Annotated in this window: 24 protein-coding genes; 13 read left to right on the forward strand and 11 right to left on the reverse strand. The window is 42.4% G+C overall.

Going from position 1 to position 23044, the window contains the following annotated elements; translation table 11 throughout:
- The first annotated feature begins 278 nt into the window (after window positions 1–278).
- The 5 genes from epd (at window position 279) to M1F26_RS03680 (ending at window position 4404) form a co-directional block, all read left to right on the forward strand.
- Window positions 279–1298, forward strand: coding sequence for an erythrose-4-phosphate dehydrogenase (gene epd / locus M1F26_RS03660; protein ID WP_004905387.1), 1020 nt, complete (start codon window positions 279–281; stop codon window positions 1296–1298).
- 92 nt (window positions 1299–1390) lie between these two features.
- Window positions 1391–2554, forward strand: a complete 1164-nt coding sequence (pgk, locus tag M1F26_RS03665; protein WP_004905385.1) for a phosphoglycerate kinase — start codon at window positions 1391–1393, stop codon at window positions 2552–2554.
- A 59-nt stretch (window positions 2555–2613) separates the two neighbouring features.
- Window positions 2614–3690: a class II fructose-bisphosphate aldolase gene (gene fbaA / locus M1F26_RS03670; RefSeq protein WP_094962157.1), complete on the forward strand. Its 1077-nt coding sequence runs from the start codon at window positions 2614–2616 to the stop codon at window positions 3688–3690.
- Between the two features lie 175 nt (window positions 3691–3865).
- Window positions 3866–4117 (forward strand): type II toxin-antitoxin system Phd/YefM family antitoxin, encoded by a 252-nt coding sequence (locus M1F26_RS03675; protein ID WP_140172123.1) that lies wholly within the window; start codon window positions 3866–3868, stop codon window positions 4115–4117.
- Entirely contained in the window at window positions 4114–4404 is a 291-nt protein-coding gene (locus M1F26_RS03680) for a type II toxin-antitoxin system RelE family toxin (RefSeq protein WP_140172124.1), read from the forward strand. The genes M1F26_RS03675 and M1F26_RS03680 overlap by 4 nt, the downstream gene beginning before the upstream one ends.
- Here the strand turns inward: M1F26_RS03680 and M1F26_RS03685 are convergent.
- Both M1F26_RS03685 and M1F26_RS03690 read right to left on the reverse strand, forming a co-directional pair.
- A complete protein-coding gene (locus tag M1F26_RS03685) occupies window positions 4399–4755 on the reverse strand; it encodes a DUF4440 domain-containing protein (protein ID WP_140172125.1) in 357 nt (118 codons plus the stop codon). The two genes, M1F26_RS03680 and M1F26_RS03685, sit on opposite strands and share 6 nt — an antisense overlap.
- On the reverse strand, window positions 4752–5609 hold the full coding sequence (locus M1F26_RS03690; RefSeq protein ID WP_180359520.1) for a LysR substrate-binding domain-containing protein: 858 nt from the start codon (window positions 5607–5609) through the stop codon (window positions 4752–4754). The genes M1F26_RS03685 and M1F26_RS03690 overlap by 4 nt, the downstream gene beginning before the upstream one ends.
- Before the next feature lie 84 nt (window positions 5610–5693).
- Here M1F26_RS03690 and M1F26_RS03695 point away from each other — a divergent pair, with 84 nt between their 5' ends.
- The 8 genes from M1F26_RS03695 (at window position 5694) to M1F26_RS03730 (ending at window position 14126) form a co-directional block, all read left to right on the forward strand.
- Window positions 5694–6380, forward strand: coding sequence for an ankyrin repeat domain-containing protein (locus M1F26_RS03695; protein ID WP_140172127.1), 687 nt, complete (start codon window positions 5694–5696; stop codon window positions 6378–6380).
- Window positions 6380–6847, forward strand: a complete 468-nt coding sequence (locus M1F26_RS03700) for a nucleoside deaminase (protein WP_140172128.1) — start codon at window positions 6380–6382, stop codon at window positions 6845–6847. Before M1F26_RS03695 ends, M1F26_RS03700 begins: the two co-directional genes overlap by 1 nt.
- Complete coding sequence (locus tag M1F26_RS03705; protein WP_096864804.1) at window positions 6844–8025, forward strand: cyanate transporter; 1182 nt, start codon at window positions 6844–6846, stop codon at window positions 8023–8025. Before M1F26_RS03700 ends, M1F26_RS03705 begins: the two co-directional genes overlap by 4 nt.
- A 96-nt stretch (window positions 8026–8121) precedes the next feature.
- Window positions 8122–8991, forward strand: coding sequence for a helix-turn-helix transcriptional regulator (locus M1F26_RS03710; RefSeq protein WP_140172129.1), 870 nt, complete (start codon window positions 8122–8124; stop codon window positions 8989–8991).
- Window positions 8992–9099: 108 nt separating this feature from the next.
- Window positions 9100–11238, forward strand: a complete 2139-nt coding sequence (locus tag M1F26_RS03715) for a TonB-dependent siderophore receptor (RefSeq protein WP_140172130.1) — start codon at window positions 9100–9102, stop codon at window positions 11236–11238.
- Window positions 11238–11489 (forward strand): hypothetical protein, encoded by a 252-nt coding sequence (locus M1F26_RS03720; protein ID WP_112307859.1) that lies wholly within the window; start codon window positions 11238–11240, stop codon window positions 11487–11489. The genes M1F26_RS03715 and M1F26_RS03720 overlap by 1 nt, the downstream gene beginning before the upstream one ends.
- Window positions 11486–12925, forward strand: a complete 1440-nt coding sequence (locus M1F26_RS03725) for a PepSY-associated TM helix domain-containing protein (protein ID WP_140172131.1) — start codon at window positions 11486–11488, stop codon at window positions 12923–12925. Before M1F26_RS03720 ends, M1F26_RS03725 begins: the two co-directional genes overlap by 4 nt.
- On the forward strand, window positions 12903–14126 hold the full coding sequence (locus M1F26_RS03730) for a RhtX/FptX family siderophore transporter (protein ID WP_140172132.1): 1224 nt from the start codon (window positions 12903–12905) through the stop codon (window positions 14124–14126). Before M1F26_RS03725 ends, M1F26_RS03730 begins: the two co-directional genes overlap by 23 nt.
- A gap of 17 nt (window positions 14127–14143) precedes the next feature.
- Here M1F26_RS03730 and M1F26_RS03735 read toward each other — a convergent pair whose 3' ends face one another.
- The 9 genes from M1F26_RS03735 to hpaI all read right to left on the reverse strand — a co-directional run bounded on the left by M1F26_RS03735 (window position 14144) and on the right by hpaI (window position 23041).
- Window positions 14144–14536 (reverse strand): hypothetical protein, encoded by a 393-nt coding sequence (locus tag M1F26_RS03735; protein WP_094962165.1) that lies wholly within the window; start codon window positions 14534–14536, stop codon window positions 14144–14146.
- Window positions 14533–14946 carry a LemA family protein gene (locus M1F26_RS03740; RefSeq protein ID WP_237451589.1) on the reverse strand — a complete coding sequence of 138 codons (414 nt, stop codon included), beginning with the start codon at window positions 14944–14946 and terminating at the stop codon, window positions 14533–14535. The genes M1F26_RS03735 and M1F26_RS03740 overlap by 4 nt, the downstream gene beginning before the upstream one ends.
- Window positions 14947–15076: 130 nt before the next feature.
- The gene (locus M1F26_RS03745) at window positions 15077–16117 is read right to left on the reverse strand and encodes a hypothetical protein (RefSeq protein WP_180359528.1); all 1041 of its coding nucleotides are present in this window, start codon (window positions 16115–16117) and stop codon (window positions 15077–15079) included.
- 29 nt (window positions 16118–16146) lie between these two features.
- On the reverse strand, window positions 16147–16704 hold the full coding sequence (locus tag M1F26_RS03750; protein WP_140172134.1) for a LemA family protein: 558 nt from the start codon (window positions 16702–16704) through the stop codon (window positions 16147–16149).
- Between the two features lie 189 nt (window positions 16705–16893).
- A complete protein-coding gene (gene hpaC / locus M1F26_RS03755; protein WP_042846858.1) occupies window positions 16894–17412 on the reverse strand; it encodes a 4-hydroxyphenylacetate 3-monooxygenase, reductase component in 519 nt (172 codons plus the stop codon).
- Between the two features lie 19 nt (window positions 17413–17431).
- Window positions 17432–18994 (reverse strand): 4-hydroxyphenylacetate 3-monooxygenase, oxygenase component, encoded by a 1563-nt coding sequence (hpaB, locus tag M1F26_RS03760; RefSeq protein ID WP_140172135.1) that lies wholly within the window; start codon window positions 18992–18994, stop codon window positions 17432–17434.
- Between the two features lie 518 nt (window positions 18995–19512).
- Entirely contained in the window at window positions 19513–20394 is an 882-nt protein-coding gene (hpaA, locus tag M1F26_RS03765) for a 4-hydroxyphenylacetate catabolism regulatory protein HpaA (protein ID WP_140172136.1), read from the reverse strand.
- A gap of 308 nt (window positions 20395–20702) precedes the next feature.
- Complete coding sequence (gene hpaX, locus M1F26_RS03770; RefSeq protein WP_094962172.1) at window positions 20703–22070, reverse strand: 4-hydroxyphenylacetate permease; 1368 nt, start codon at window positions 22068–22070, stop codon at window positions 20703–20705.
- 164 nt (window positions 22071–22234) lie between these two features.
- Complete coding sequence (hpaI, locus tag M1F26_RS03775) at window positions 22235–23041, reverse strand: 4-hydroxy-2-oxoheptanedioate aldolase (RefSeq protein ID WP_140172137.1); 807 nt, start codon at window positions 23039–23041, stop codon at window positions 22235–22237.
- Window positions 23042–23044 lie beyond the last annotated feature (3 nt).

Below are 23044 nucleotides of genomic sequence, written 5' to 3' on the forward strand. Positions count from 1 at the left end.
ATTTCTAATTATCTTGCAGAACAACGCCTAGTGATAAGCTAGGCGTTGTTTTTTTGTGCACCAATATAGGATTTTCTATTGCGTTCTGTAAATATATCCCTTAATCTAACCTTAGATAAGCTGAACCGTTTCAGTTGTGTGTTGCTGAATGAAAATATTTTTTAAAAATGTCGGTTGAAGCACACTTTTGATGTTTGACAGCTAAAATGAGCAGTAGAGTTGGTGTGAGTCAGTTATCCTTAGCAACCGTGTGATTTTGCTCAGATACAAGGTGTAGAATGGCAATCAGGGTAGCAATAAACGGCTTTGGCCGCATTGGTCGAAGTGTTCTAAGAGCGTTGTATGAATCTGGCCGTCGGGCAGAGATTATCGTGGTGGCGGTTAACGAACTTGCTGAACCTGAAGGTATTGCGCATTTGCTGAAGTATGATTCCAGCCATGGGCGTTTTGCTTGGGATGTACGGCTTAACGGAACACTTTTACAAGTTGGTGATGATAATATTCGTTTATTTCATCAACGTGAGTTGCATGAGTTGCCTTGGAAAGAGCTGGGTATTGATGTCGTTTTAGATTGCAGTGGGGCTTATGGCTCACGGGATGATGGGTTACTGCATTTAGCGGCAGGGGCAAAAAAAGTGTTATTTTCTCACCCGGGTACTGACGACCTTGATGCCACTATCGTTTATGGTGTTAACCATGAAAGCCTAACCGCTCAAGACAAGATTGTTTCCAATGCTTCTTGTACCACCAATTGTATTATTCCAATTATTAAATTACTTGATGAGGCATTTTCGATTGAATCGGGGACAGTGACGACGATTCACGCGTCAATGAATGACCAACCCGTTATCGATGCCTATCATAAAGATTTACGCAGAACTCGCGCAGCGAGTCAGTCTATCATTCCTGTTGATACCAAATTAGCCGCAGGAATTACACGAATTTTTCCGAAATTTAAAGACCACTTTGAAGCCATTTCTGTTCGTGTACCGACGACGAATGTGACAGCAATTGATTTGAGTGTTACCGTACATGACGATGTTTGTGTTGAAAAAGTCAACCAACTACTGCGAAGCGCTGCACAAGGGCATTTTCGTGGTATAGTGGACTACACAGAATTACCGCTAGTCTCGATGGATTTCAATCATGATCCACACAGTGCTATTATTGATGGTACGCAGACACGAGTTAGTGGAAAACATTTAATTAAAACCCTAGTTTGGTGTGATAACGAATGGGGGTTTGCTAACCGGATGCTAGACACAACATTAGCGATGGCAGCGACAGGTTTAAACTAATTGGCGACTGACAGACAGCAGGGCATGATAACTTTATTGTTTTGCACAGTCGCTGATGGAAACTTTATAGAGAATCAACGAGAGGATTCACCATGTCTGTAATTAAGATGACCGATTTAGACTTAGCGGGTAAACGCGTATTCATCCGTTCTGACTTAAACGTTCCTGTAAAAGATGGCAAAGTTACTTCTGATGCGCGTATTCGTGCTTCATTACCAACAATTGAAGCTGCTCTGAAACAAGGCGCTAAAGTCATGGTCACTTCTCACCTTGGTCGCCCGACCGAAGGCGAGTACAACGAAGAGTTTTCACTGCAACCTGTTGTTGACTATCTGGCCGATAAAATGGATTACCCAGTCCGTTTAGTTAAAGACTACCTTAACGGTGTTGACATCGAAGCTGGCGAGTTAGTTGTGCTGGAAAACGTTCGCTTTAATAAAGGCGAGAAAAAAGACGACGAAACGCTGTCAAAACAATATGCGGCATTGTGTGATGTTTATGTGATGGATGCGTTTGGTACGGCTCACCGTGCACAAGCGTCAACACATGGTGTTGCTAAATTCTCTCCAGTGGCTTGTGCTGGCCCACTACTGAGTGGTGAGTTAGAAGCATTAGGTAAAGCATTAGATAACCCAGCTCGCCCAATGGTTGCGATTGTTGGTGGTTCTAAAGTGTCAACTAAACTGACTGTATTAGATTCTCTATCTAAAATTGCAGACCAGTTAATTGTTGGTGGCGGTATTGCGAATACCTTTATCGCAGCGGAAGGCAACAATGTTGGTCGCTCATTATATGAAGCAGACTTAATCCCTGAAGCGAAAAAATTACTGGCAAACTGCCAAATTCCAGTACCGACTGATGTTCGCGTTGCAACTGAGTTCTCCGAAACTGCACCTGCAACTCTGAAAGCAAGCACTGAAATTAAAGACGACGAACAAATTCTGGATTTGGGTGACGAATCTGCACAGCGTTTGGCTGAGATCCTGAAAAATGCCAAAACCATTCTTTGGAATGGCCCAGTAGGCGTGTTTGAGTTCCCTAACTTCCGTAAAGGTACTGAGATCGTTGCAAAAGCGATTGCTGATAGCGACGCATTCTCTATCGCTGGTGGTGGTGACACCCTAGCGGCTATCGATTTATTCGACATTGCTGACAAAATTTCATATATCTCTACTGGTGGCGGTGCTTTCCTTGAGTTCGTTGAAGGCAAAAAGCTCCCTGCCGTTGTGATGCTAGAAGAACGTGCTAAAGCGTAATTAATTGTTCATACACAACAGGTAGCGTAGGCTGCCTGTTTACCACAGGACCTTTTCACATGTCTAAAATTTTTGATTTTGTTAAACCGGGTGTTCTTACTGGTGATGATGTACAGAAAGTTTTCGCAGTTGCTAAAGAAAATAACTTTGCATTGCCAGCGGTGAACTGTGTTGGTACGGATTCAATTAACGCCGTACTTGAAGCGGCCGCTAAAGTTCGTGCTCCAGTTATTGTTCAGTTTTCTAATGGCGGTGCTGCATTTATCGCAGGTAAAGGCCTGAAAGCTGAAGGCCAACAAGCTGCAATTTTAGGTGCGATCTCTGGTGCTTATCATGTACACCAAATGGCTGAGCACTATGGTGTTCCTGTTATTCTGCATACTGACCACTGTGCGAAGAAATTACTGCCATGGATCGATGGCCTGTTAGATGCAGGTGAAAAACACTATGCGAAAACCGGTAAACCACTGTTCTCTTCTCACATGATTGACCTGTCAGAAGAAACACTGGAAGAAAACATCGAAATCTGTGCTAAATATTTAGCGCGTATGGCTAAAATCGATATGACTCTGGAAATCGAACTAGGCTGTACTGGTGGTGAAGAAGACGGTGTTGATAACACAGGTATGGACAGTTCTGAGCTGTATACTCAACCAGAAGATGTTGCATATGCATACGAAAAACTGAATGCAGTAAGCCCGCGTTTCACTATCGCGGCTTCTTTCGGTAACGTTCACGGTGTTTATAAACCAGGTAACGTTCAGTTAACGCCAAAAATTCTGCGCAACTCACAAGACTACGTTTCAGAAAAATATAACCTGCCACACAACAGCTTAGACTTCGTATTCCACGGTGGTTCTGGCTCAAGTGCTGCTGAAATCAAAGAAGCAGTTAGCTACGGTGTTATCAAAATGAACATCGATACTGATACTCAGTGGGCAACTTGGGATGGTATTTTACAGTACTACAAAAAGAACGAAGGCTATCTGCAAGGTCAGTTAGGTAACCCAGAAGGTGCAGATAAACCTAACAAAAAATACTACGACCCGCGTGTATGGCTGCGTAAAGCACAAGATTCAATGGTTGTTCGTTTAGAACAAGCTTTCAAAGAACTGAACTGTGTTGATGTACTGTAATTAACATTCGTTAAGTTTTTACTTTTAAAATCCCCCAGTGAGGTGACTTGCTGGGGGATTTTTTTGTGAAAATAGAATGAAATTAGCATTTCATATCGTGGTATAAATGACGTCTTGCCTATAAAATAAATAAAACTATAATAAGACCTATTAAATGGTCTTTTGGAGATTGGGAATGCCTCGAGTTATTTTAAGTGATGTTACGGCGAGCATTAGTGAGCTGAAGAAAAACCCTATGGCGACAGTGGATTCTGGTGAGGGGTTCCCTGTGGCTATTTTGAATAGAAATAAGCCTGCATTTTACTGTGTTCCAGCTGAAATATATGAAAATTTATTAGAACAAATTGAAGACAAAGAACTTATTGAAATTGTTAACGCAAGGAAAAACCAGAAGCTTGTAGATGTGGATTTGGATAGCTATTTATGACAGGGTTCTATAAAGTTAAATTTAGGGATGATGCAGCAAAAGAGTGGAAAAAGCTTGGTGCAACAATACAGAAGCAATTTGCCAAGAAACTAAAATTACTGATTGAGAACCCTCATATACCTTCTGCAAGGCTCAGTGGGCTGCAAAATTGTTATAAGATTAAGCTGAAAGCATCGGGTTATCGCTTAGTATACGAAGTTGTTGATAATCAGCTTATTATAATTGTGGTCACTGTGGGGAAAAGGAATCGTAACGAGGTTTATGATATTGCAAAAAAGCGGCTATAGGTTTGCGGGTGTCCCTTGATGAAACCTTAATTGCCATTGGTTTGCTGAATTTTTTAGCCAAATAGATGAGCGGTTAGTTAGCTTGGTTTTACCCCCATCTTGTTGTTCAAAACTGATATAAGTCATCAACATCGTATTATCACTCAATTGCGAACAGTGGAAATTTTCGGCGTAAATCGTTTTAGCTGTTTCATTAGCCAATGACGCTAGGGTATCGAGTTTATCGGTTGAAAAGCCAGAACGACCAAATTCAAAAAAATCCTCATGTAATATCTCGCGAAGAAAATCGCTATTCTGTCGGTTAGTACTGTTATGTAATTTTTTTTCTAATTCAATCAGTTTATTTATCACTCGCGTTCCCCCAATTGTTGTGCCAGTTTCTCGGCGAGTTGCGTAATGATATCCGAGGTATTAGCATGGAAATGCATGGCAATTTCCATTTCTTGAGCAGCTGGGAAACCTTCTTCTTCTGTTAAAATTCGATGTTGAGGAAGTTTTGCTCGTAAAGGTAATAAACTAACACCTAACCCATCTGCGATAGCACTTTGAATACCTGCAAGGCTAGAACAAGTATAAGTTATGTGCCAAGGACGCTGTTCACTATCTAATAATTTGAACATATCATTACGGTAGAGACCGTTTTCAGGAAAAACCACCAAAGGTACTGAATCATTACTTAAACGTTTATATTGGTTGCTTGTTAGCCAACACAAAGGCTCCGGCCAATGGTAATCACTTTTAAATTCCCCTTTTTTCTGTTTCACAATAATTAAATCTAATTCGCCATGTTGGTAGCGCTGATGAAGTTGTCGGCTTAGGCCACTCGTGACTTCTAACCGCACATTGGGGTTAGCTTGCATAAATGCGGCCAGTGTCGGGGTGACTTGGCCAGAAGCGAGGTCTTCAGGAAAGCCGAGCCGAATAGTTTGAATGACAGCATTGCCAGTGATTTTCATAAAGAAGGTATCATTTAGCGCCAAAATATTTTTTGCATAGCTTAACAAAACTTCTCCAGTTTCGGTTAAGGTGAGTATGCGGTGCCCTCGGATAAATAAAGGCTGGCCGACTAAAGTTTCTAGTCGTTGGATTTGCTGACTCAATGTTGATTGTGTTGAATTTAAATGCTGTGAAGCCACGGTGAAATTCCCTGTTTCAGCAACAGTGACAAAGGTTTTTAACAAAACAAGATTGAGCAATGGATTCATTTTATAAATACCAATCATTTAGTTATTTAATTTTTAAATAGCATACTTTTTCAGTAGATTAAAGGGTCATAGGGGAGATTAATCATGAAAACATTCTTTTTACGTGCAAAATGGTTGGTTCACTTAGCTAGCATTCTTATGATTTCATTGATATTTATGGGGAAAGGTATGGCAAACCCACAAGCTAACTCTTTGGTATCATTGGCTGAGCAAGGTAACTTACAAGGTGTTAAGTCCTTAGTTGAGCAAGGTGTGGATATTGAACAGCGCGATTCACGCCAACGTACTGCGTTGATGGCGGCAACCCATGAAAACCATCTTGAAGTTGCCCGTTTTTTGATTGAGCAAGGTGCGGACGTTAATGCACGGGATAATATGCAAGATTCCCCTTATTTGTACGCAGGGGCGCGTGGTTTGCAAGAGATACTAATATTGACTCTACAACATGGCGCTGATTTAAAAAGTATCAATCGCTACGGGGGAACTGCTTTGATCCCTGCGGCAGAACGTGGACATGTTGCAACGGTTAAAACCTTGATTGATGCGGGTGTTGACGTCAATCATGTTAATCGGTTGGGTTGGACGGCACTAATTGAAGCGATTATTTTGGGTGATGGTAGCGATAAGTATGCACAAATTGTCACTGAATTAATCAAAGGTGGCGCAGATGTTAACTTAGCTGATGGTTCGGGGATATCACCGCTGACGTTGGCAAAAAGTAAAGGTTACCGTAACTTGATTGAAATTCTTGAGAATTCAGGAGCGAAATAATGTCGGATACGCAATTTTTACAACAAGCTATCAACTTAGCAATGGAAAACGTGCGAGCTGGCGGGCGGCCTTTTGGCGCAATTATTGTCTGTGATGGGCAAGTTGTTGCGAGTGGCGTTAATCAAATACTTGAGCTCAATGACCCAACCGCCCATGCGGAGCTAATGGCATTGCGTCAAGCAGGGCAAAAATTAAGCCGCGTGAAATTAGATGACTGTGTGGTTTATGCAAGTGGGCAGCCTTGCCCGATGTGCTTGGCCGCGATGCGAATGGCGGGTATCTCTCGGGTCGTCTACGCCTATTCAAATGATGACGCCGCACCTTTTGGGCTTTCTACAGATGCGATTGCAAAAGCGCTGAGGGTCGTTCCTGAGCAACAATCAGGTTTACGGTTTGAGCAACTAAAACCCAATGATGAAACGCGCAGTACACTGTACCAACAGTGGTGGGAACGGCAATCTAAATGAGTAAAGCGGCACCATCTTCGCTGGCGTTAGTACTGACCATTGTTTTAGTCGGGGTGAACTTACGCCCCTTTATGACGGGCCCAGGGCCTGTTATCGACAATATCATTCAAACGACAGGGATGAGTTATCAAAGCATTTCGCTTTTAACATTGTTACCCATGTTATTGATGGGGGTTGGCGCATTGGTTGTACCAATGCTAAACCAACGAATAGGTGAACGTGCGGGTATCAGTAGCGCAATGCTATTACTGCTGGTCGGTTCACTCGCTCGTTACTTTGTTGTTGATGGTGCAGCTTTATTATTAACCGCTTTTTTATGTGGAGTGGGTGCGGCTTATATCCAGTCGGTATTTCCTGGGCTCATCAAAGCGAATTTCCCCCAAAAAATGGCGATGATGACAGGATTATATTCAGCCACGTTAATGGCAGGGGGAGCTATTGGTGCACAGATCACGCCTTTGGTTGAAGAAATGACAGGCCATTGGCAGAGTGCCTTAGCATGGCTTGCTTTCCCTGCTTTGTTGGCGCTGTTGGCTATTTGGGCGAATGTACACACGGAGCGGGGCTCAAAAGCAGAGCAGGTCTCAGTGTTGACATTCTTACGAAGACCGAGAGCATGGTTGTTGATGGCAGGTTTTGGGCTGATTAATGCGGGCTATGGCACCGTAGTGACTTGGCTAGCGCCTTTTTTCCAAGAACAGGGAATGAGTGCTGCACAAAGTGGCACTTTTGTTGCCATATTAACGGTGTTTCAGGCGTTATCTGCACTCATGATCCCCGTGTTTGCTTCGCATAATATTGATCGTCGTTTTTGGCTGATTGTCACGCTCAGTTGCCAAGCTCTTGGTTTTTCTGGGTTGATGCTGTTTGCCAGCGATGTGCCACTTTTATGGGTCGCGTTATTAGGTATGGGGCTAGGCGGCTGCTTTGCATTAAGTATTATTACTGCTTTAGATCATTTGCCTCATCCCGTTAGCGCAGGCGCATTGACTTCCTTGATGCAGGCTGGAGGATTTATTATTGCAGCCTTTGGGCCATTATGCGCCGCGTGGATACAGCAATTGAGCCAGAGTTTTACATGGGTATGGGCAATGCATGTGATTTTTGTATTAGTAACATTGATTCTTTATTTGCGTTTGAACCCTAAAAGCTACAGTCAAATCTTCAATTTAAAATAATTAATTTCCTCTTTATTTATTGCGAATGATAATTATTGTTATCTTGGTGTTTTTTTGTCACTATACTGTTTATTTATTCGTCTAGGTAAGAGCCCTATGCAGCAGCGTATTGAAGATAAATTCACACAAGCACATTCAGCCCGTGAAGAACAATCTGTTGGTGAATTTATCCGGATCCGCCGCGGTGAGTTTCTGATTAACCGTGATTTAGGTATTGAAGAAGAACAAGCCGCTGGGCTCAAAATTGTGGCTATCCATCAAGGGGCAATGGGTTGCCGTAGTAGTGCGGGACAAAATGTGGAGGTCAATTCACCTTCATTGATTTTATCGAGCAGCCAGCAAAATTATTTACTGAATAATCAATTTTATGGCCAACAAATCATGAAATACACCATGATTGATATCTCTCCTGAATGGTTAGAGGCTCAGCAATTAAGTTTACCTGATACGTGCTATCACCCTAGCGCCCCAAAGCTATTACAGTTGGTTATTCCTCCTAATATACTCGCAATCACTCATCAATTATTTGCTTGCCCAACTCATTCGTCATTACGTCATCTATATTTAAGTGCTAAAGTGTCAGAAATTACGGCATTATGCTTACATCATTCGTTATCTAGTGCGAACTCGGCGGTTATAGGCACATTACGGCAGCGAGATATTGATAGCCTGCACATGGCAAAAACGATATTGATTCAGGAAATGGAATCTCCGCCCAGTTTAGATGAACTGGCGAAACGACTAGGGATCAATACCCGTAAACTTACCCAAGGCTTCCGTCAATTATTCGGTAATAGTATTTATGGCTGGTTGCAGGAGTACCGCTTAGAAACAGCTTTTCAACTGCTGAGTATGAATGATGCGAATATCTCAACAGTGGCTTACCAAGTCGGCTATACCCCCGCTCATTTCTCCGTTGCATTTCGCAAACGCTTTGGTATTTCACCTAATCAACTCAAAAAATAACAGTGTGTACGCCGGATAACGATAGACAAATTCCGGCGGTCGAAAGTAACCCATCACATTAATTGCTAAATTGATAACAATTATCATTTAACTTTTTTAGGGTGGAAAATGCTGTCCGTTTATAACATTAAGTCACGCGGAATATTCCGCTTAACACCTTGCGCCCTTTTGTGTGCAACAGTGAGTTGGTCTGCGATGGTGAATGCAGCACCTATGCAACCGAAACAGGATGTTATACAAGTGACCGCATCCTCAGAGACTGATGATGACTATGTTGCACCGGGCGTGACGACACTTGGAAAAATGGCACTCAAGCCGCGAGAAGTGGCGCAATCTGTTAGCGTGATTGATAGAGAACAAATTGAAAAACAAAACTTACAAACCCTTGATGATGTAATGCAACGTGCTACAGGGGTAACCAGTGCGCCTTATGTGAAGTTAACCACCGCTTATTATGTTCGTGGTTTCCAGATTGACTCATTTGAAATTGATGGTGTACCTGCGTTATTAGGGAATATGGCGAGCTCACCTCAAGATATGGCGGTATACGAGCGGGTCGAAATTCTACGAGGCTCGAATGGCCTATTGCATGGTATGGGAAACCCCGCGGCAACCGTCAATATGGTTCGCAAACATGCGCCAAAAAAAAATATGGCTAAGTTGAGCTTAAGTGCGGGAAGTTGGGAGCGTTATCGTGGGGAAGTAGATGTTGGGGGGCTACTGAATCAGTCAGGTTCAGTGCGCGGACGGTTTGTTATGGCGTGGGAAGATAAAGATTATTTTTATGATGTTTCTGACCAGCAAACACGGTTGATGTACGGTACTGTTGAGATCGATATTACCCCAGATACTTTACTGCGTATGGGGGCACAATTCCAAACGATTGATTCTGTTACCAATATGGCGGGTGTTCCTTTCGGTAAAGATGGCAGTGATTTACATCTACCGCGTAAAACCTATTTAGATGTGGATTGGGACCGCTTCAAGTGGGACACCTCCCGTTCATTTGCGGGTATTGAACATAAAATCAATGATGATTGGCAATATAAGCTTAACGCAGAGTATCAACATGTAAATGCCCGATTATTGTACGCAGGAGCATGGGGAAATATCGACCCTGTAACTGGTGATGGCGCAATGTTAATGGGGGGAGCGTATAAATTCCGTAACGAACAAACCAGCTTAGATACCAGTTTAAACGGTAAAGTAGACGCATGGGGGTTAACCCATGATGTGGTTGTCGGTGCAAGTTATTCTCATGCTAGTGAAAAGCAATATAGCGCAGATTTAGACCCCGCCTTAAATGTGCCAGTGAATGTGTATCGTTGGGACCCTCACAGTGTACCAAAACCTAATGTTGGCGCTTATAGCTCCGCAGGGCCAACCAAAACGACACAAAAGGGTCTATACGGGATGGGACGTATCAAAGTGATCGAACCTGTTACTGTTATTGCGGGGGTGCGTGATAGCTGGTGGGATGTGAAAACACCAACAGCAAACTTCACTGAAAATGGCCGCCTTACTCCCTACGGTGGTGTGATTTGGGATTTTACGCCGCAATGGTCATGGTATAGCAGCTATTCAACAGTTTATCAGCCACAGACAGGGAAAACGTGGAGCGGAAAAATGCTCAAACCTGTTGAAGGGCAAACGCTTGAAACGGGTGTCAAAGGCGCACTATTCAATGGCGGATTAAATCTATCAGGTGCTATTTACCAAATTGATATTAAAAATAACCCACAAATTGACCCTGCACACCCGACCGGCGGGTTTAATAATTACTTTATCAGCGGTGGGAAAGTACGTAGTCAAGGATTTGAATTGGAAGGGATTGGCTATCTAACACCTTTCTGGGATGTATCAGTGGGTTACACCTATACGGATACCAAATATCGTGATGACAGCCAGAACAAAGGCGAGTCCTATAACACATTGACCCCGCGACATATGTTGCGAGTTTGGTCGAACTATGACTTGCCTTGGAATGAGCGCAAATGGAGCTTGGGTGGTGGCATGCAAGCTCAAAGTGCATACAGTACAAGTAACGGTAATGTGACTTTACGCCAAGGTGGATATGCCATTTTTAATGCCCGTTTAGGCTATCAAATCGATGAAACATGGACGGCTGCCGTTAACGTTAATAACGTGTTCGACCGTCGTTATTACTCAGGGTTGTTCTCTCCTCAATGGAATAACCGCTATGGTGACCCACGTAATGTGATGTTTACATTGAAGGCCGATTTTTAATGAAATTAGTCAGTTGCCTAGCAGTTATTGGCACTTTGTTCAGTGGGATCGTGCTATCGATGTTGATAGCACGTTTTTATCCATCAGCAGAGCCCCTCGAACGCTTATATGGTGCGATATTTCTAAGTGTTATCACCTCAATGGGGTTATTGGTTTATAACCTCAGCGCATCAAATTGGCGGCAAATATTAGTACGCAGCTATAGCTGGTGGCCATTGCCGCTTTTTTTAATGATGAGGGGATGGATATGAAGAATAAACAGCCTCTTTCTCTCACTCGTCGTTTAGACCAATTACATCGCAGTGCGGGGGTGCTATTTGGCGTTTTTTTGTTTGTGATCCTATTTACAGGATGTTGGAGCTTAGGCAGTGATGCATTGAGGTTATGGGGAAACAAGGTGCCACTTTCAGGTGAGTTACTACCACTTGAACAGCTCCTTGCATTGCAACCAAGTGCAACCATGATCCAATTGCCGGAACAGCATAACCCAGTGATCACTTTTTGCCAGAGTCAGGGAAGTTGTGAGCTAAGCTATAGCGCGATTAACGGTGAATTGGTTGTATTAGACAGCCCGACAATGTGGCTAGTGACATTACATAAAAACTTATTTATAGACTTTCCTGGGCGCATTCTTATCAGTTTATTTGGTTTTGCATTAGCTGTCTTATTAATTACAGGTCTAGTAATACAGCGCCGTAGAATAGCCACTATGGTGCGCTTGCCGCGTGTTACACACTTGAGAGTGTTGCTTCACGATTTACATAGCTGGCTTGGCCTATGGTGTTATCCGTGGTTGGTTTTATTTGCGTTTACCGGCGCGTTATCGGGGCTAGGGGCGCTCGGAACCGTTTCCCTCGGTGAAAGGGCTGCACCGGATAATCCACAAATTATCATGAAAGCTCTGATGGGGGAGTTTGAGCCACTAAAAACACCCGTACCTGTGGCTGAAAGCTCAATCACTGCGGCAGTCAGCGCATTACAGCAAACAGTCCCTAGCTTTATACCTCAAACTTTGTTCAAGCAAGGTGAAATGTGGGTGATTGGTGGTGTGCGTAATGGGCAGTTATCTACTTCTAATTTCGAACAATATCAATTTGATAGTAAAAAACGCCAGTTAGTTGCAGTGCGGGATTCTGCAATGCAAGGTATTTGGACTCGTGCTTTTATTGCCATCCAACCCTTGCATTATGGGCAATATCAATGGCTACCTAAAATAAGTAACACATTGAGTTACCTGCATTTTATCGCGGGCTTGAGTGGGCTGATATTGATTTCTGTTGGCCTAGCTATGTGGTGTTGGAAAAAAAATCATAGCCTAGCGGCAAGGTTCATTGTGGGCAGTTGTGGGGGATTGCTGTTGTCCGCATGTGCACTATTAGCGGCAGTGCCATGGTTCACTTCATTGTTACCAATACATTTTTTTATCGGCTGGGGGATAGCATGTACTGCGAGTCTACTCTGCAAAAATGTACAGTTGAGCTTGCAGGCATGCCTTTTATTCTCTGCTGCTTTGTTGCTATTTGCATTTATAGCCTCCTATCTGTTTAGTTCGTTGCCTTTTTCTCGTATCAATCTCGTTTTGTTATGTGGCGGAATAGGGCTTTTATGTATTTTATTCGGTTGTCGAAAATTGTTAGGCACAGCAAAACGTGCGCGGAGTGAGTATGAAAGATCTATTACAAAATAAACAGTTAGTGGTGACTTTGGGGTTACTTTATCTTGCGCAAGGGATACCGATGGGGATAGCAATGGATGCGTTGCCTACCTTTTTACGCCATGACGGAGGAGAACTGAAAGCATTAGCTTTTTTGCCATTAGTCGGTTTGCCATGGGTGGTGAAATTTTTATGGGCTTCGTTTGTTGATAACCATTGGGGGAAACGTTTAGGTCGTCGTAAAAGTTGGATTATTCCAATGCAAATTATTGTCACGGTAACGATGTTTGCGTTAAGTACCATCGGGCTATCGGTTGCGAATGCTTTCCCTTGTATTGTCTTGTTGTTTGTCGCTTCACTTGCTAGTGCTACCCAAGATATTGCAACAGATGGCATGGCTGCTGAGCAAGTCAGTGGCACAATGTTATCAAAAATTAATGCGGTGCAGATAGCTGGGGTGATGGCAGGGTTTTTTATTGGCGGTGCAGGGTTGATGATCATGAGTGAAAGTTTTGGTCAGCAGCTTGCCTTAGGGGTTTTAGCTTGTGTACCGTTACTTAGTTTATTGTTTATTAGTGTCTGCCCATTAAAAACACCATCAATAACACAGGAAATGAACGAGAAAGCGAGTCTATTAAAAACAGTAAAACGTCGTGGTGCTCCGCGTTTACTGTTATTAACTTTACTTTCTGCGGTAACGGCTGTTTCCGGTTTTGGTTTAGCCAAACTATTCTTAAATGATGCTGGTTGGTCATTAGCGCAAATTGGTAAAATGGGCATGGCTGGTGGCATGGTCACATTAGTACTGGGTTGTGGTGGTGGGGCGTGGTTAATCGGTAAAACCGGTGTGTGGCGTGCTTTCTCATTTGGTCTATTATTTGCTTTACTCTCTTCATTATTGTGGTTGTTACAATCCTTTAGTGGCGTGTCAATTAGCTTAGTGGCACTTTGTATTACATTTGGTTCATTATCTGCGGGGATCACATCAGTCGCGATAATGACGGCGGGAATGCAATTTGCATCACGCTATCAGCAAGCGGGTACTGACATGACCGCAGTACAAAGTACGCGGGATATTGGCGAATTAGTCAGTTCGATGATGCTTGTTGGTTTAACGGCAGCGGTAGGTTATTCAGGTGGGTTTATATTAGGGGCATTAATTGCCTTTATAGCGTTGCTAGTGACATTTTCACATTACCGTTATGTGAAAAGATTAGAAGCAGAGCAAGTTTAATATAAATAGAGCCGGTGCTATTTTTTACGTTTCTTATTTTGTTTTTTGACTTCTTTATTCGCTTTCTTTTCAATGGAATTGAAGTAGATATCTAAATAATGTCGGTTGCTTAAAAATGAAATTAAGCAACTGGCAACAATGACAACCCAGACAAGTTGCAGCTTAATCGAATTTTCAATACTGAAAAGGAGCAATAGTGGGATCATGATCATCATGCTTATGAAAATGGAGCACAATAACGCGCCAGCAATATAGAGTGAGTACTTTTTTAACCCGAAAATATTGAGGATGGTAAGCACGACAAAAGTTAACAGTAGCGTACCAAATGTCGCAAACATAATGATTAGCCCAGCCTCTTGTTCAATAAGCCAATCCGTGAAACCAAACCAAGAAAAAGGGATACTTATCATTGTAAGCGCTCCTGTTTACTAAATAGTAGGGGGATATCTTTAAAACGAAATAACCTGGCAAAAATAACATTGGGGAAAACATGAATATCTGTATTGTAGAGTGTGACGGTTTGGTTGAAAAACTCACGTCGGTCTGCAATTTGGTCTTCAACATGTTTTACTTGTGTTTGCAATTCCAGTAACACCCCTTTACTTATCAGCGTTGGATAGTTTTCAGCGATAGCAATCAGCGGTTTTATTTTTGCTGGAAATTGGTTTGCAGTATCGACTTTGGTTTCAATAGCGGTACTGGATAAATAGCGCTGACGGCTGGCAATTAACTCGCTAAACAGCTGTTTTTCATGTGCCATCGCTTTATCTGCAACTTGAGTTAATATAGGAACTAATTCAACTTGCTTCTTTAATAGCACATCTATATTCGCAAATGCTTTATGGCAATTGTTTTTTAAAAATACAATATTATTATAAATATTAATTATATAGCGTATAAAAATATAGCTAATAACAGCGATAATAATGAAAAAAATAAGCTTTTCCATGTTAGTTATCACCGAATAATGAGATCTGGTCGAAATGCATATTTAGCAGCCCGTTTTGATAATCCATTGGCGTAACTAAAATCACACCAATCAGAAAAAGTGCAATCATGGCGGTAATAGCTAAATTTCGACGTAATGGACCTGTTTTGTTCCAACGAACGACATAGTCTGAGGGCGAGACGCCTAATAGCATATGAGGTGCCTTACGTATAATAATCGATTCGCCTTTTTCATTGGCATCTGCTGTACCAATTAATAAATAACTGCGGTTTGCTTCAAGTAAATATTCTTTGTAACGGCGATTACCGCTTTCAATATCCATATGTGGTTCTAAGCCAGGGTAAACAAAATAGTCTGGATCGCACTCTACTTTTACCGAACCAGTATCATCCGTAAGAGTGAAGCTATGCATGTTGCATTTGCTATTTTGTAAGGTATAACTCTTTTTACCGTCTTTATCTTTTGATATGGAATATTCAAAATAAAATGAGCCGTAACAGGTTTTATTACCTAACTGACTTTTAATTACAGTACCCGCAGTGATTTTCCCTTCAACCTCCACAAGGCCCATCGCCATTGAGCGTATTTTAGAGGTGGCTAAGTTTTTCTGAAATTTTAAAAAGCGCTTGGTTGGCGTATTTTCAATCGCTTTAAATACAAAGGCTAAGACAAATGCGATAAAAAATACGCGCATGTCGATGAAGAACCCTGCAAATAGGCAAGTGGCGATCAGCATACCTATAAGAGTTTTAAGAAACGCACTAAACTTTGATGAGCCTTCATTTTGTAAACGTTGATAACGTTTATAGCCCGCTTTACTAGCCTTGACAACATTACGGGTAATAAAAAAGGTGATGACGAGAATAACGACGTAATAAATAATACTGCCATAGTCGCCGATAGAAGGAGAGAGTGAGTACCACATACCACAAGCAACACTGATAAAAGGAATAATCCCCCAGTTTACCTTTTTATTTATCGAAAATTTGTTATCGATAAATAAAATTAAAGCGCCAATGACGGCTCCGAGTAAAAAATACATATTCACGTATTCGTACCTTTACACTGACATCATTTAAATTGGACACCTTGATATTTTTTCTCATCTTCAGAAATATCAAGTAATGGCAGAGCTGTAAAACGAAAGGCATTCGCAATCAGGCTATCTGGAAACATTTGTATCGCGGTATTGTACTCTGTTGTTGCATCATTAAAGCTTTCACGTCGTTGAGCAATTTTATTTTCAACTTCACTTAAGGCGATTTGTAGTTGTGTGAATTGCTCTCCAGAGATCAACGTAGGGTAGTTTTCTGCAATGGCAACAAGACTGCTGAGTGCACGGTTCATTTCATTTGATGCCGCAATTTTTTCATTCATATTTTGGGCATTAAAATAGCGTTGGCGTGCATCACTTAATGAGGTAAATAATGCTTTCTCATGTTCCATCGCTTTTTCTGTAATGGTAACGAGTTGTGGGATTTGGTCTGCACGCTGCTTTAAAATAACATCAATATTAGCAAATTGGTTGCTGACTTGATTACGGGCGTTGATTAGGCGGTTATAAATTGAGACCCCCCAGCCTACGGCCAATAATAGCAAAATAAATACAACAATAAGTGTGATGGTCATTTGAGTGCCTTTTAACTCCATGATATGTAGCTTGAATTAAAAATATAAGAGCCTTGTGGCTTATGCAATCAGAAAAGAATGAAAGTCAGGTTAGATGCAGTATTAAGATGTGGTTTTATCTAAGAAAAAAGCGTGGATAAAAAAATAGCCTCTTAAAGTCGAGGCTATTTAATCGATATCTGTGAGTTATTAAGCGGTTGGCTCAAGGATTTGATGCATAACAGGGTGGAATTTACGTTTAAAGTAAACTAACCCATGCCCTGTGTCATTTACAATGATTTGTTTCATTTCAACCATGTAGACAGAGTGTGTACCAATGTCCTGAACTTGCGTGATTTCGCCTTCAAGATTAGCGAGGGCATTTTTCAATAATGGTTGCTGTAAAATACCGTTATCCCACACATTCCAGCTAAAACGTTCTTCCATCGTGGAACCTTTCATTCCAGCAAAATGGCACGCTAACTCTTCTTGGTCATGACTCAGCACATTCACACACAGGCGGCCATTCTTTTGAAATACCGCATTCATAGCGCTATTGCGGTTAACACAGACCATCAAAGTTGGTGGCGTATCCGTAACTGAACAGACTGCAGTGGCTGTAATTCCACAACGACCTTCAGTACCATCCGTGGTGACTATGTTCACTGCTGCACCAAGACTTGCCATCGCATCTCTGAAACGCAGGCGATGTTCATTTTCTAAAGACATATTGACCTCCTGCTGCCGATTATTTCAGCAGCGAATCTAACTGATTAATATCATTGTTGTTATGCAGGTGTGGACGTTTCCATCCGTGTTGATCGTAATCTGATAAGCAGCGATCAACCATATCTGTCATGGCTTTCATGTTGCCAGAACCTTGTGCATGACGCAGACATTGCAGGCGAATTTCATCTTGGCTCCCTGCGTAGTTAATTTCATACAGTTCGTGGCGGCCACCAAATTCACTACCGATTGCATCCCACATAAGTTTAAGGATCTTGATACGTTCAACGTGATCCATCCCATTAGAGCCGCGAACATATTTAGCTAAATACTTATCAATTTCTGGATTATTCATATCACGAACGCTTGATGGTAGGTAAATCAGGCCACTTGTCACGTTACTTTCAATGATATTCTTGATTTTGGTGTAAGCCATTGGTGCCATAACACGGTAAGTTTGGATGGCTTGAGTATCGGGTAGATAAGCACCGCCTTCCCATGCTTGCGCTTCAGAGGTCATTGCGTCAGTCAAGGACCAGAACAGGTTACGCCACGCAACCACTTCACCTAAATCTGCTTGTACACCTCGGAAATCAATAACACCTGTACATTCTAAACTTTTTTGTAACAATCCGGTAATGAAGTCTAATTTAACCGCTAAGCGGACACAAGCTTGTAATGGGAATAAACGTGCGAATCCACCTTGAACAGCCCAATTACGTGCACGGTCAAAGTCACGGTAGATCAGGACGTTTTCCCATGGAATTAACACGTGATCCATCACCAAGATGGCATCATTTTCATCGAAACGGCTGGAAAGTGGGTAATCAAATGGTGCGCCTGTTGCGCCAGCCACTAATTCATAAGATGCACGTGAGATTAATTTCACACCGTCTGCGTCCATTGGGGCAACAAACATCAGGGCAAAGTCAGGGTTATCGCCCATCACTTGTGCGGAACCAAAACCGATAAAATTGTAATGCGTCAATGCCGAGTTAGTCGCAACGACTTTGGCTCCACTGACAATAATCCCTGCATCTGTTTCTTTTTCGAGTTTGATATAAACATCTTTCACTTCATCAGCAGGCTTATGGCGGTCGATTGGCGGGTTAACAATCGCATGGTTAAAGTACAGGCCGCTTTCTTGAATGCGCTTGTACCAATTGCGCGCGTTATCTGCAAATTGACCATAATATTCAGGGTTTGCACCTAAACAGCTGGCGAATGCCGCCTTATAGTCTGGAGTGCGTCCCATCCATCCGTAGCTCTGGCGTGACCAATCTGCGATAGCGTCACGCTGTTGGCGCAGTTCATCGGCACTTTTAGCGAAACGGAAGAATTTGTGAGTGTATCCACCGTTGCCTGTGTCGGTGTTCCAGCAAAGTTGGTCATGAGTCGTTTTATCATGAAGCGCATCATATAATTGTCCTATAGAAGCAGCTGAATTACGAAAAGCAGGGTGAGTGGTGACGTCTTTTACGCGCTCGCCATAAATATAGATTTCGCGGCCATCTTGTAAGCTTTTTAAATATTCTTGGCCATTAAAAGGGCGTTTAGCATCGGAACGAAAATCTTCTGGTTTCATGTCTACCTCGTTATCTCACAATGAGGGCTTGCATTGATAGGGTACAAAGGTTGCAAGCGAAATATGTTAATTTTATGTTTGTTTTGTGTTTCTTAATTGAATCGCTTTACGAGGGAGTTTTAAAGAGACTTTCTAAAGGTTTGCTGGTACTTTTCGTTGGGAGCTGTGTTTTGTGAAAGAAATGTGATCATCTCGATGTTTTGATATTAATGTAAATTTTTATTTATCTTACATTGCATTGATTATTAATCATTAATTAAATAGTTATTATATTAATATTAATATTTTACATTGGGTTGTTTGTTCTTTTTTTAATCTTCATATTCACTTTTTGTTAAGCATTATTAGCATCTTTATAAAGTTAAAACAAAATTTATAAGATATCAAAAATGTTTTTAAAATGTAAAATTATTTGAAGAGTGGTTTGTAGAGATAGGTTAGAAGTAGGTATGATATACCGTTCAGGAGGCATTGATGATTTTTACCTAAAAATACGGATAAAATCACTAAGCCTCTCTTTAATGAATGTTTTGTTCTCGCCATAGGCTAGGAGAGCACCCGACTAATCGGTTAAAAAATCGCGCAAAATAGGCGGGGTCTTTGAAACCGAGCTGGTAGGCAATTTCTGAAACGGGGCTGTCGGAAAACAGTAACATCCGCTTAGCTTCACGCAATATTCGGTCAAAAATCAACCTTTTCGGTGGCCGGTTAGCAAACCGCCGGCACATATCTTTAAGGCGTGACTCTGTGACATCAAGTTTTTTGGCATATTCAGGTACCGCAAGGTGTTCATGATAATGTAAATCAATGAGCTGATTAAAACGTTGGAATAGACGATGTTCGCCTCGAACCCCCGTTGTTGGATGTTCATCAAGTGGAATCGAGCGCAGTAGAAACGTAAACAGCGCTTGGGCTAAAGAAGCGAGGGCTTGGTCTTTACCTATATAGTTATTAGCCGATTCACGCGCCATCAATGCCCAGTAATGGTTAAAGGTATCGATATCATCAGGTTTATCAGCAACAGATAAACATATAGCCGGAATATCCACTAAGTCGGGATTTGCTGGGTATAACGACCCCAGTAATGGCGTAATTAAATCCTGTCTTACGGTTAATACATGGCCATCAGTGTCTTCTTGAGTGAAAAATGCATGGGCAACGGATGGGGGCGTAAGAATAAATAATGGGGCTTGAACGGAATAGCGCGACTCATCGAGCTGCAAAGTAATATGGCCCGTAACCAAATAGTGCAATTGGAAGAAACCGTCATGGCGATGCGCTTGCATATCACGACCAAAGAAGGCCGCCATATTGCCAAAGGTTTGGTAGTGGACGTCGTCGGTGCCTTGGGTTTCGTCGTAGTCTGTACTGATGTCTATGTTAGTTATCATGCCCGTCATATTTCGACCCGTAGCGTTGTTGGCTACACTCCGCTACTCGAGTCACATACTTATGTATGCTCCCCGAGACTAACTCGCTTGCCGCCTAGCTGCAACTCGAATTGTTCTTCATTCTTCAAGCCGCAGCGTTGTTGGCTGCACTCCGCTACTCGAGTCACATACTCATGTATGCTCCCCGAGATATCGTCGCTTGCCGCCTAGCTGCAACTTGAATTATTTTGAACAATATTTAGGGGACGGATTAAATAAATTCAACTTTTCCAATCTGTTGCAGCACTTAATTTATTAAAACTCAACAGTTTTACCGTTTAAGGTGTTGCCCTTGGCCTTGAGTTTTTCATTGGGATAGCAATGACTAACAGCGCACCGACCACCAATAGGCCTGCCACAAAATAGAGGCCAGAGTTAAAGCTACCGGTTTGGTCTTTCAGCCAACCGATAAGGAGTGGGCTGACGGCGGAACCTATATTACCTGTTGCGTTGATAACCGCAATACCGATGGCACGAGCACGTAAACTGATTGATTGATCTGGGGTTGTCCAGAATACAGCCATCGCAGTAAATGAACCTGTTGAGGCCATAATAATACCAATCAATTGAATGACGGGATGGCTTGTCATCGCAGCGAGCACCCATCCTGCGGCCGCAAATAAATACGGTAGTGCAGTATGCATTTTCCGTTCTTGTAACCTATCAGAACGGCGACTCCAATAGATCATTCCTAAGATAGTACAAAACTGTGGGATTGCAGTTAATAGCCCAATCATGGCATTACTACTGCCTTCATTGAAGCTTTGCATGATCTGCGGGGTCCAGATATTAATCGCACTTAACGTATTGGTTAAACAGAAATAAGCGACGGTATACATTAAGATCACTGGGGTGAAAATTTCTTTCCATAAGCTTTTGTTCTGCAATGCGGTATGGCTTTTGGAACCATGTGGCTGTACGAGTTCCAGCTGGTCTTGGTCCATCATTTCTTGCAGTGTGTCTTTGTCTTCTTGGGTCAACCACTTAGCTTTTTTCGGCGAATCATCAAGATAGAACCAAACTAGCACACCGAGGATCACGGATGGGAAACCTTCTAGTAGGAACAGCCATTGCCAACCTTTTAGGTCTAAAATGCCATCCATACCTAGAATATAACCGGATGCGAGTGAGCCGAATGCCATGGTGACTGGCATCGCAATCATAAATAAGGCATTAGCACGAGCGCGGAAATAGGCAGGGAACCAGTAAGTCAAATAAACTAAAATCCCGGGTAAGAAGCCCGCTTCAGCGATACCCACTAACATCCGTAGGACGTATAAACTGGTTGGCCCTGTGGCAAACATGGTGGCTGTAGAAGCGATACCCCAAAGTACCATGATGGTGGCTATCCAGCGGCGAGCACCAACAATCCCCAACATGATGTTACTTGGAATACCAAAAATCACATAAGTGGCATAGAACAAGGTGGCGGCTAAGCCGAACATGGTGGAAGTTAGGCCGATGTCTTTCCCCATGGTTAGACCCGCAAAGCCAATATTAATACGATCTAAGAAGGAAAAAACAAATAGCACAAATAAAAATACAATGAGACGTTTAAATAACTTATTAATCACTCGCTGCTGCGGTTCGGTTAAATTTTTATGTTGTTCAGCAGGGTTAGTGCTTGCAAGTTGTTGATTACTCATATTGTAGGGCCCTCAATTCTTTCTTTTACAGATTATTATAGGTACAAGGGACGAGTAGGCAGTCATGGTGCTGTCTGCCCAATGTTGCGATATTGATTTCTTATTTATCTAATTAAGTTATTTGTCTGTAGGGTTAAAATTAACTTATTTAGAGACAGTTATAATTAATAAACGCTTGGTGTACTCGAGGCCACCTCTGAGACGGTTTTACCAAATTTTGCTGCTAGCGCTTCTGCGGTACGTGCTAGTAGCGTGGTATCAACCCCGACGGCAACAAATAGTGCGCCGAGTTTAAGATAATGTTCAGCGACATCTGGGGCTGCCATTAAAATACCGGGTGCCAAGCCAGCCTCACGAATTTGTAAAATCGCTTTTTCGATTGCGGCTTTGACTTCAGGGTGGTTAGGGTTCCCTGAGAAGCCCATATCTGCGCTAAGATCCGCAGGGCCGATAAACACACCGTCGACACCTTCAACTTTTAGGATATCGGGAAGGTTATTCATGGCTTCACGGGTTTCAACCTGTACTATCACACACATTTCATCATTGGCACGGGTTAAATAATTTGGTACTCGGTTCCAACGAGAAGCACGTGCCAAAGCACTGCCGACACCGCGTATCCCAGCTGGCGGGTAACGTGTTGCGCGCACAGCTTGCTTGGCTTGCTCTGCATTTTGTACCATCGGTAGCAAAAGGGTTTGTGCGCCAATATCCAGTAATTGCTTAATGATCACCGGATCATTCCACGGTGGCCGTACCACGGGCTGTGACGGATAAGGGGCGATCGCTTGTAATTGAGATAATGTCGTTTGCACATTATTTGGTGCATGTTCACCATCAATTAATAACCAGTCGAAGCCTGCACCAGCAAGTAATTCAGCACTATATGGGCTGCACAAGCCAAGCCATAAACCGATTTGCGGTTGACCACTTTTTAGTGCTTTCTTAAATTTATTTTCTAAAATATCCATGCC

It is taken from the genome of Providencia sp. PROV048 (assembly GCF_033688165.1).
Taxonomy (GTDB): Bacteria; Pseudomonadota; Gammaproteobacteria; order Enterobacterales; family Enterobacteriaceae; genus Providencia; species Providencia hangzhouensis.

Bases quoted from the DNA above. Each gene is read 5' to 3' on its own strand.
- hpaA (WP_140172136.1), bottom strand. From the start codon at position 20,394: ATGACGGGCATGATAACTAACATAGACATCAGTACAGACTACGACGAA.
- M1F26_RS03710 (WP_140172129.1), top strand. From the start codon at position 8,122: ATGCAGCAGCGTATTGAAGATAAATTCACACAAGCACATTCAGCCCGT.
- pgk (WP_004905385.1), top strand. From the start codon at position 1,391: ATGTCTGTAATTAAGATGACCGATTTAGACTTAGCGGGTAAACGCGTA.
- M1F26_RS03725 (WP_140172131.1), top strand. From the start codon at position 11,486: ATGAAGAATAAACAGCCTCTTTCTCTCACTCGTCGTTTAGACCAATTA.
- M1F26_RS03750 (WP_140172134.1), bottom strand. From the start codon at position 16,704: ATGACCATCACACTTATTGTTGTATTTATTTTGCTATTATTGGCCGTA.
- M1F26_RS03700 (WP_140172128.1), top strand. From the start codon at position 6,380: ATGTCGGATACGCAATTTTTACAACAAGCTATCAACTTAGCAATGGAA.
- M1F26_RS03735 (WP_094962165.1), bottom strand. From the start codon at position 14,536: ATGATAAGTATCCCTTTTTCTTGGTTTGGTTTCACGGATTGGCTTATT.
- hpaI (WP_140172137.1), bottom strand. From the start codon at position 23,041: ATGGATATTTTAGAAAATAAATTTAAGAAAGCACTAAAAAGTGGTCAA.
- fbaA (WP_094962157.1), top strand. From the start codon at position 2,614: ATGTCTAAAATTTTTGATTTTGTTAAACCGGGTGTTCTTACTGGTGAT.
- epd (WP_004905387.1), top strand. From the start codon at position 279: ATGGCAATCAGGGTAGCAATAAACGGCTTTGGCCGCATTGGTCGAAGT.
- M1F26_RS03730 (WP_140172132.1), top strand. From the start codon at position 12,903: ATGAAAGATCTATTACAAAATAAACAGTTAGTGGTGACTTTGGGGTTA.
- M1F26_RS03675 (WP_140172123.1), top strand. From the start codon at position 3,866: ATGCCTCGAGTTATTTTAAGTGATGTTACGGCGAGCATTAGTGAGCTG.
- M1F26_RS03690 (WP_180359520.1), bottom strand. From the start codon at position 5,609: ATGAATCCATTGCTCAATCTTGTTTTGTTAAAAACCTTTGTCACTGTT.
- M1F26_RS03720 (WP_112307859.1), top strand. From the start codon at position 11,238: ATGAAATTAGTCAGTTGCCTAGCAGTTATTGGCACTTTGTTCAGTGGG.
- M1F26_RS03695 (WP_140172127.1), top strand. From the start codon at position 5,694: ATGAAAACATTCTTTTTACGTGCAAAATGGTTGGTTCACTTAGCTAGC.
- M1F26_RS03745 (WP_180359528.1), bottom strand. From the start codon at position 16,117: ATGTATTTTTTACTCGGAGCCGTCATTGGCGCTTTAATTTTATTTATC.
- M1F26_RS03680 (WP_140172124.1), top strand. From the start codon at position 4,114: ATGACAGGGTTCTATAAAGTTAAATTTAGGGATGATGCAGCAAAAGAG.
- hpaX (WP_094962172.1), bottom strand. From the start codon at position 22,070: ATGAGTAATCAACAACTTGCAAGCACTAACCCTGCTGAACAACATAAA.
- hpaC (WP_042846858.1), bottom strand. From the start codon at position 17,412: ATGTCTTTAGAAAATGAACATCGCCTGCGTTTCAGAGATGCGATGGCA.
- hpaB (WP_140172135.1), bottom strand. From the start codon at position 18,994: ATGAAACCAGAAGATTTTCGTTCCGATGCTAAACGCCCTTTTAATGGC.
- M1F26_RS03715 (WP_140172130.1), top strand. From the start codon at position 9,100: ATGCTGTCCGTTTATAACATTAAGTCACGCGGAATATTCCGCTTAACA.
- M1F26_RS03705 (WP_096864804.1), top strand. From the start codon at position 6,844: ATGAGTAAAGCGGCACCATCTTCGCTGGCGTTAGTACTGACCATTGTT.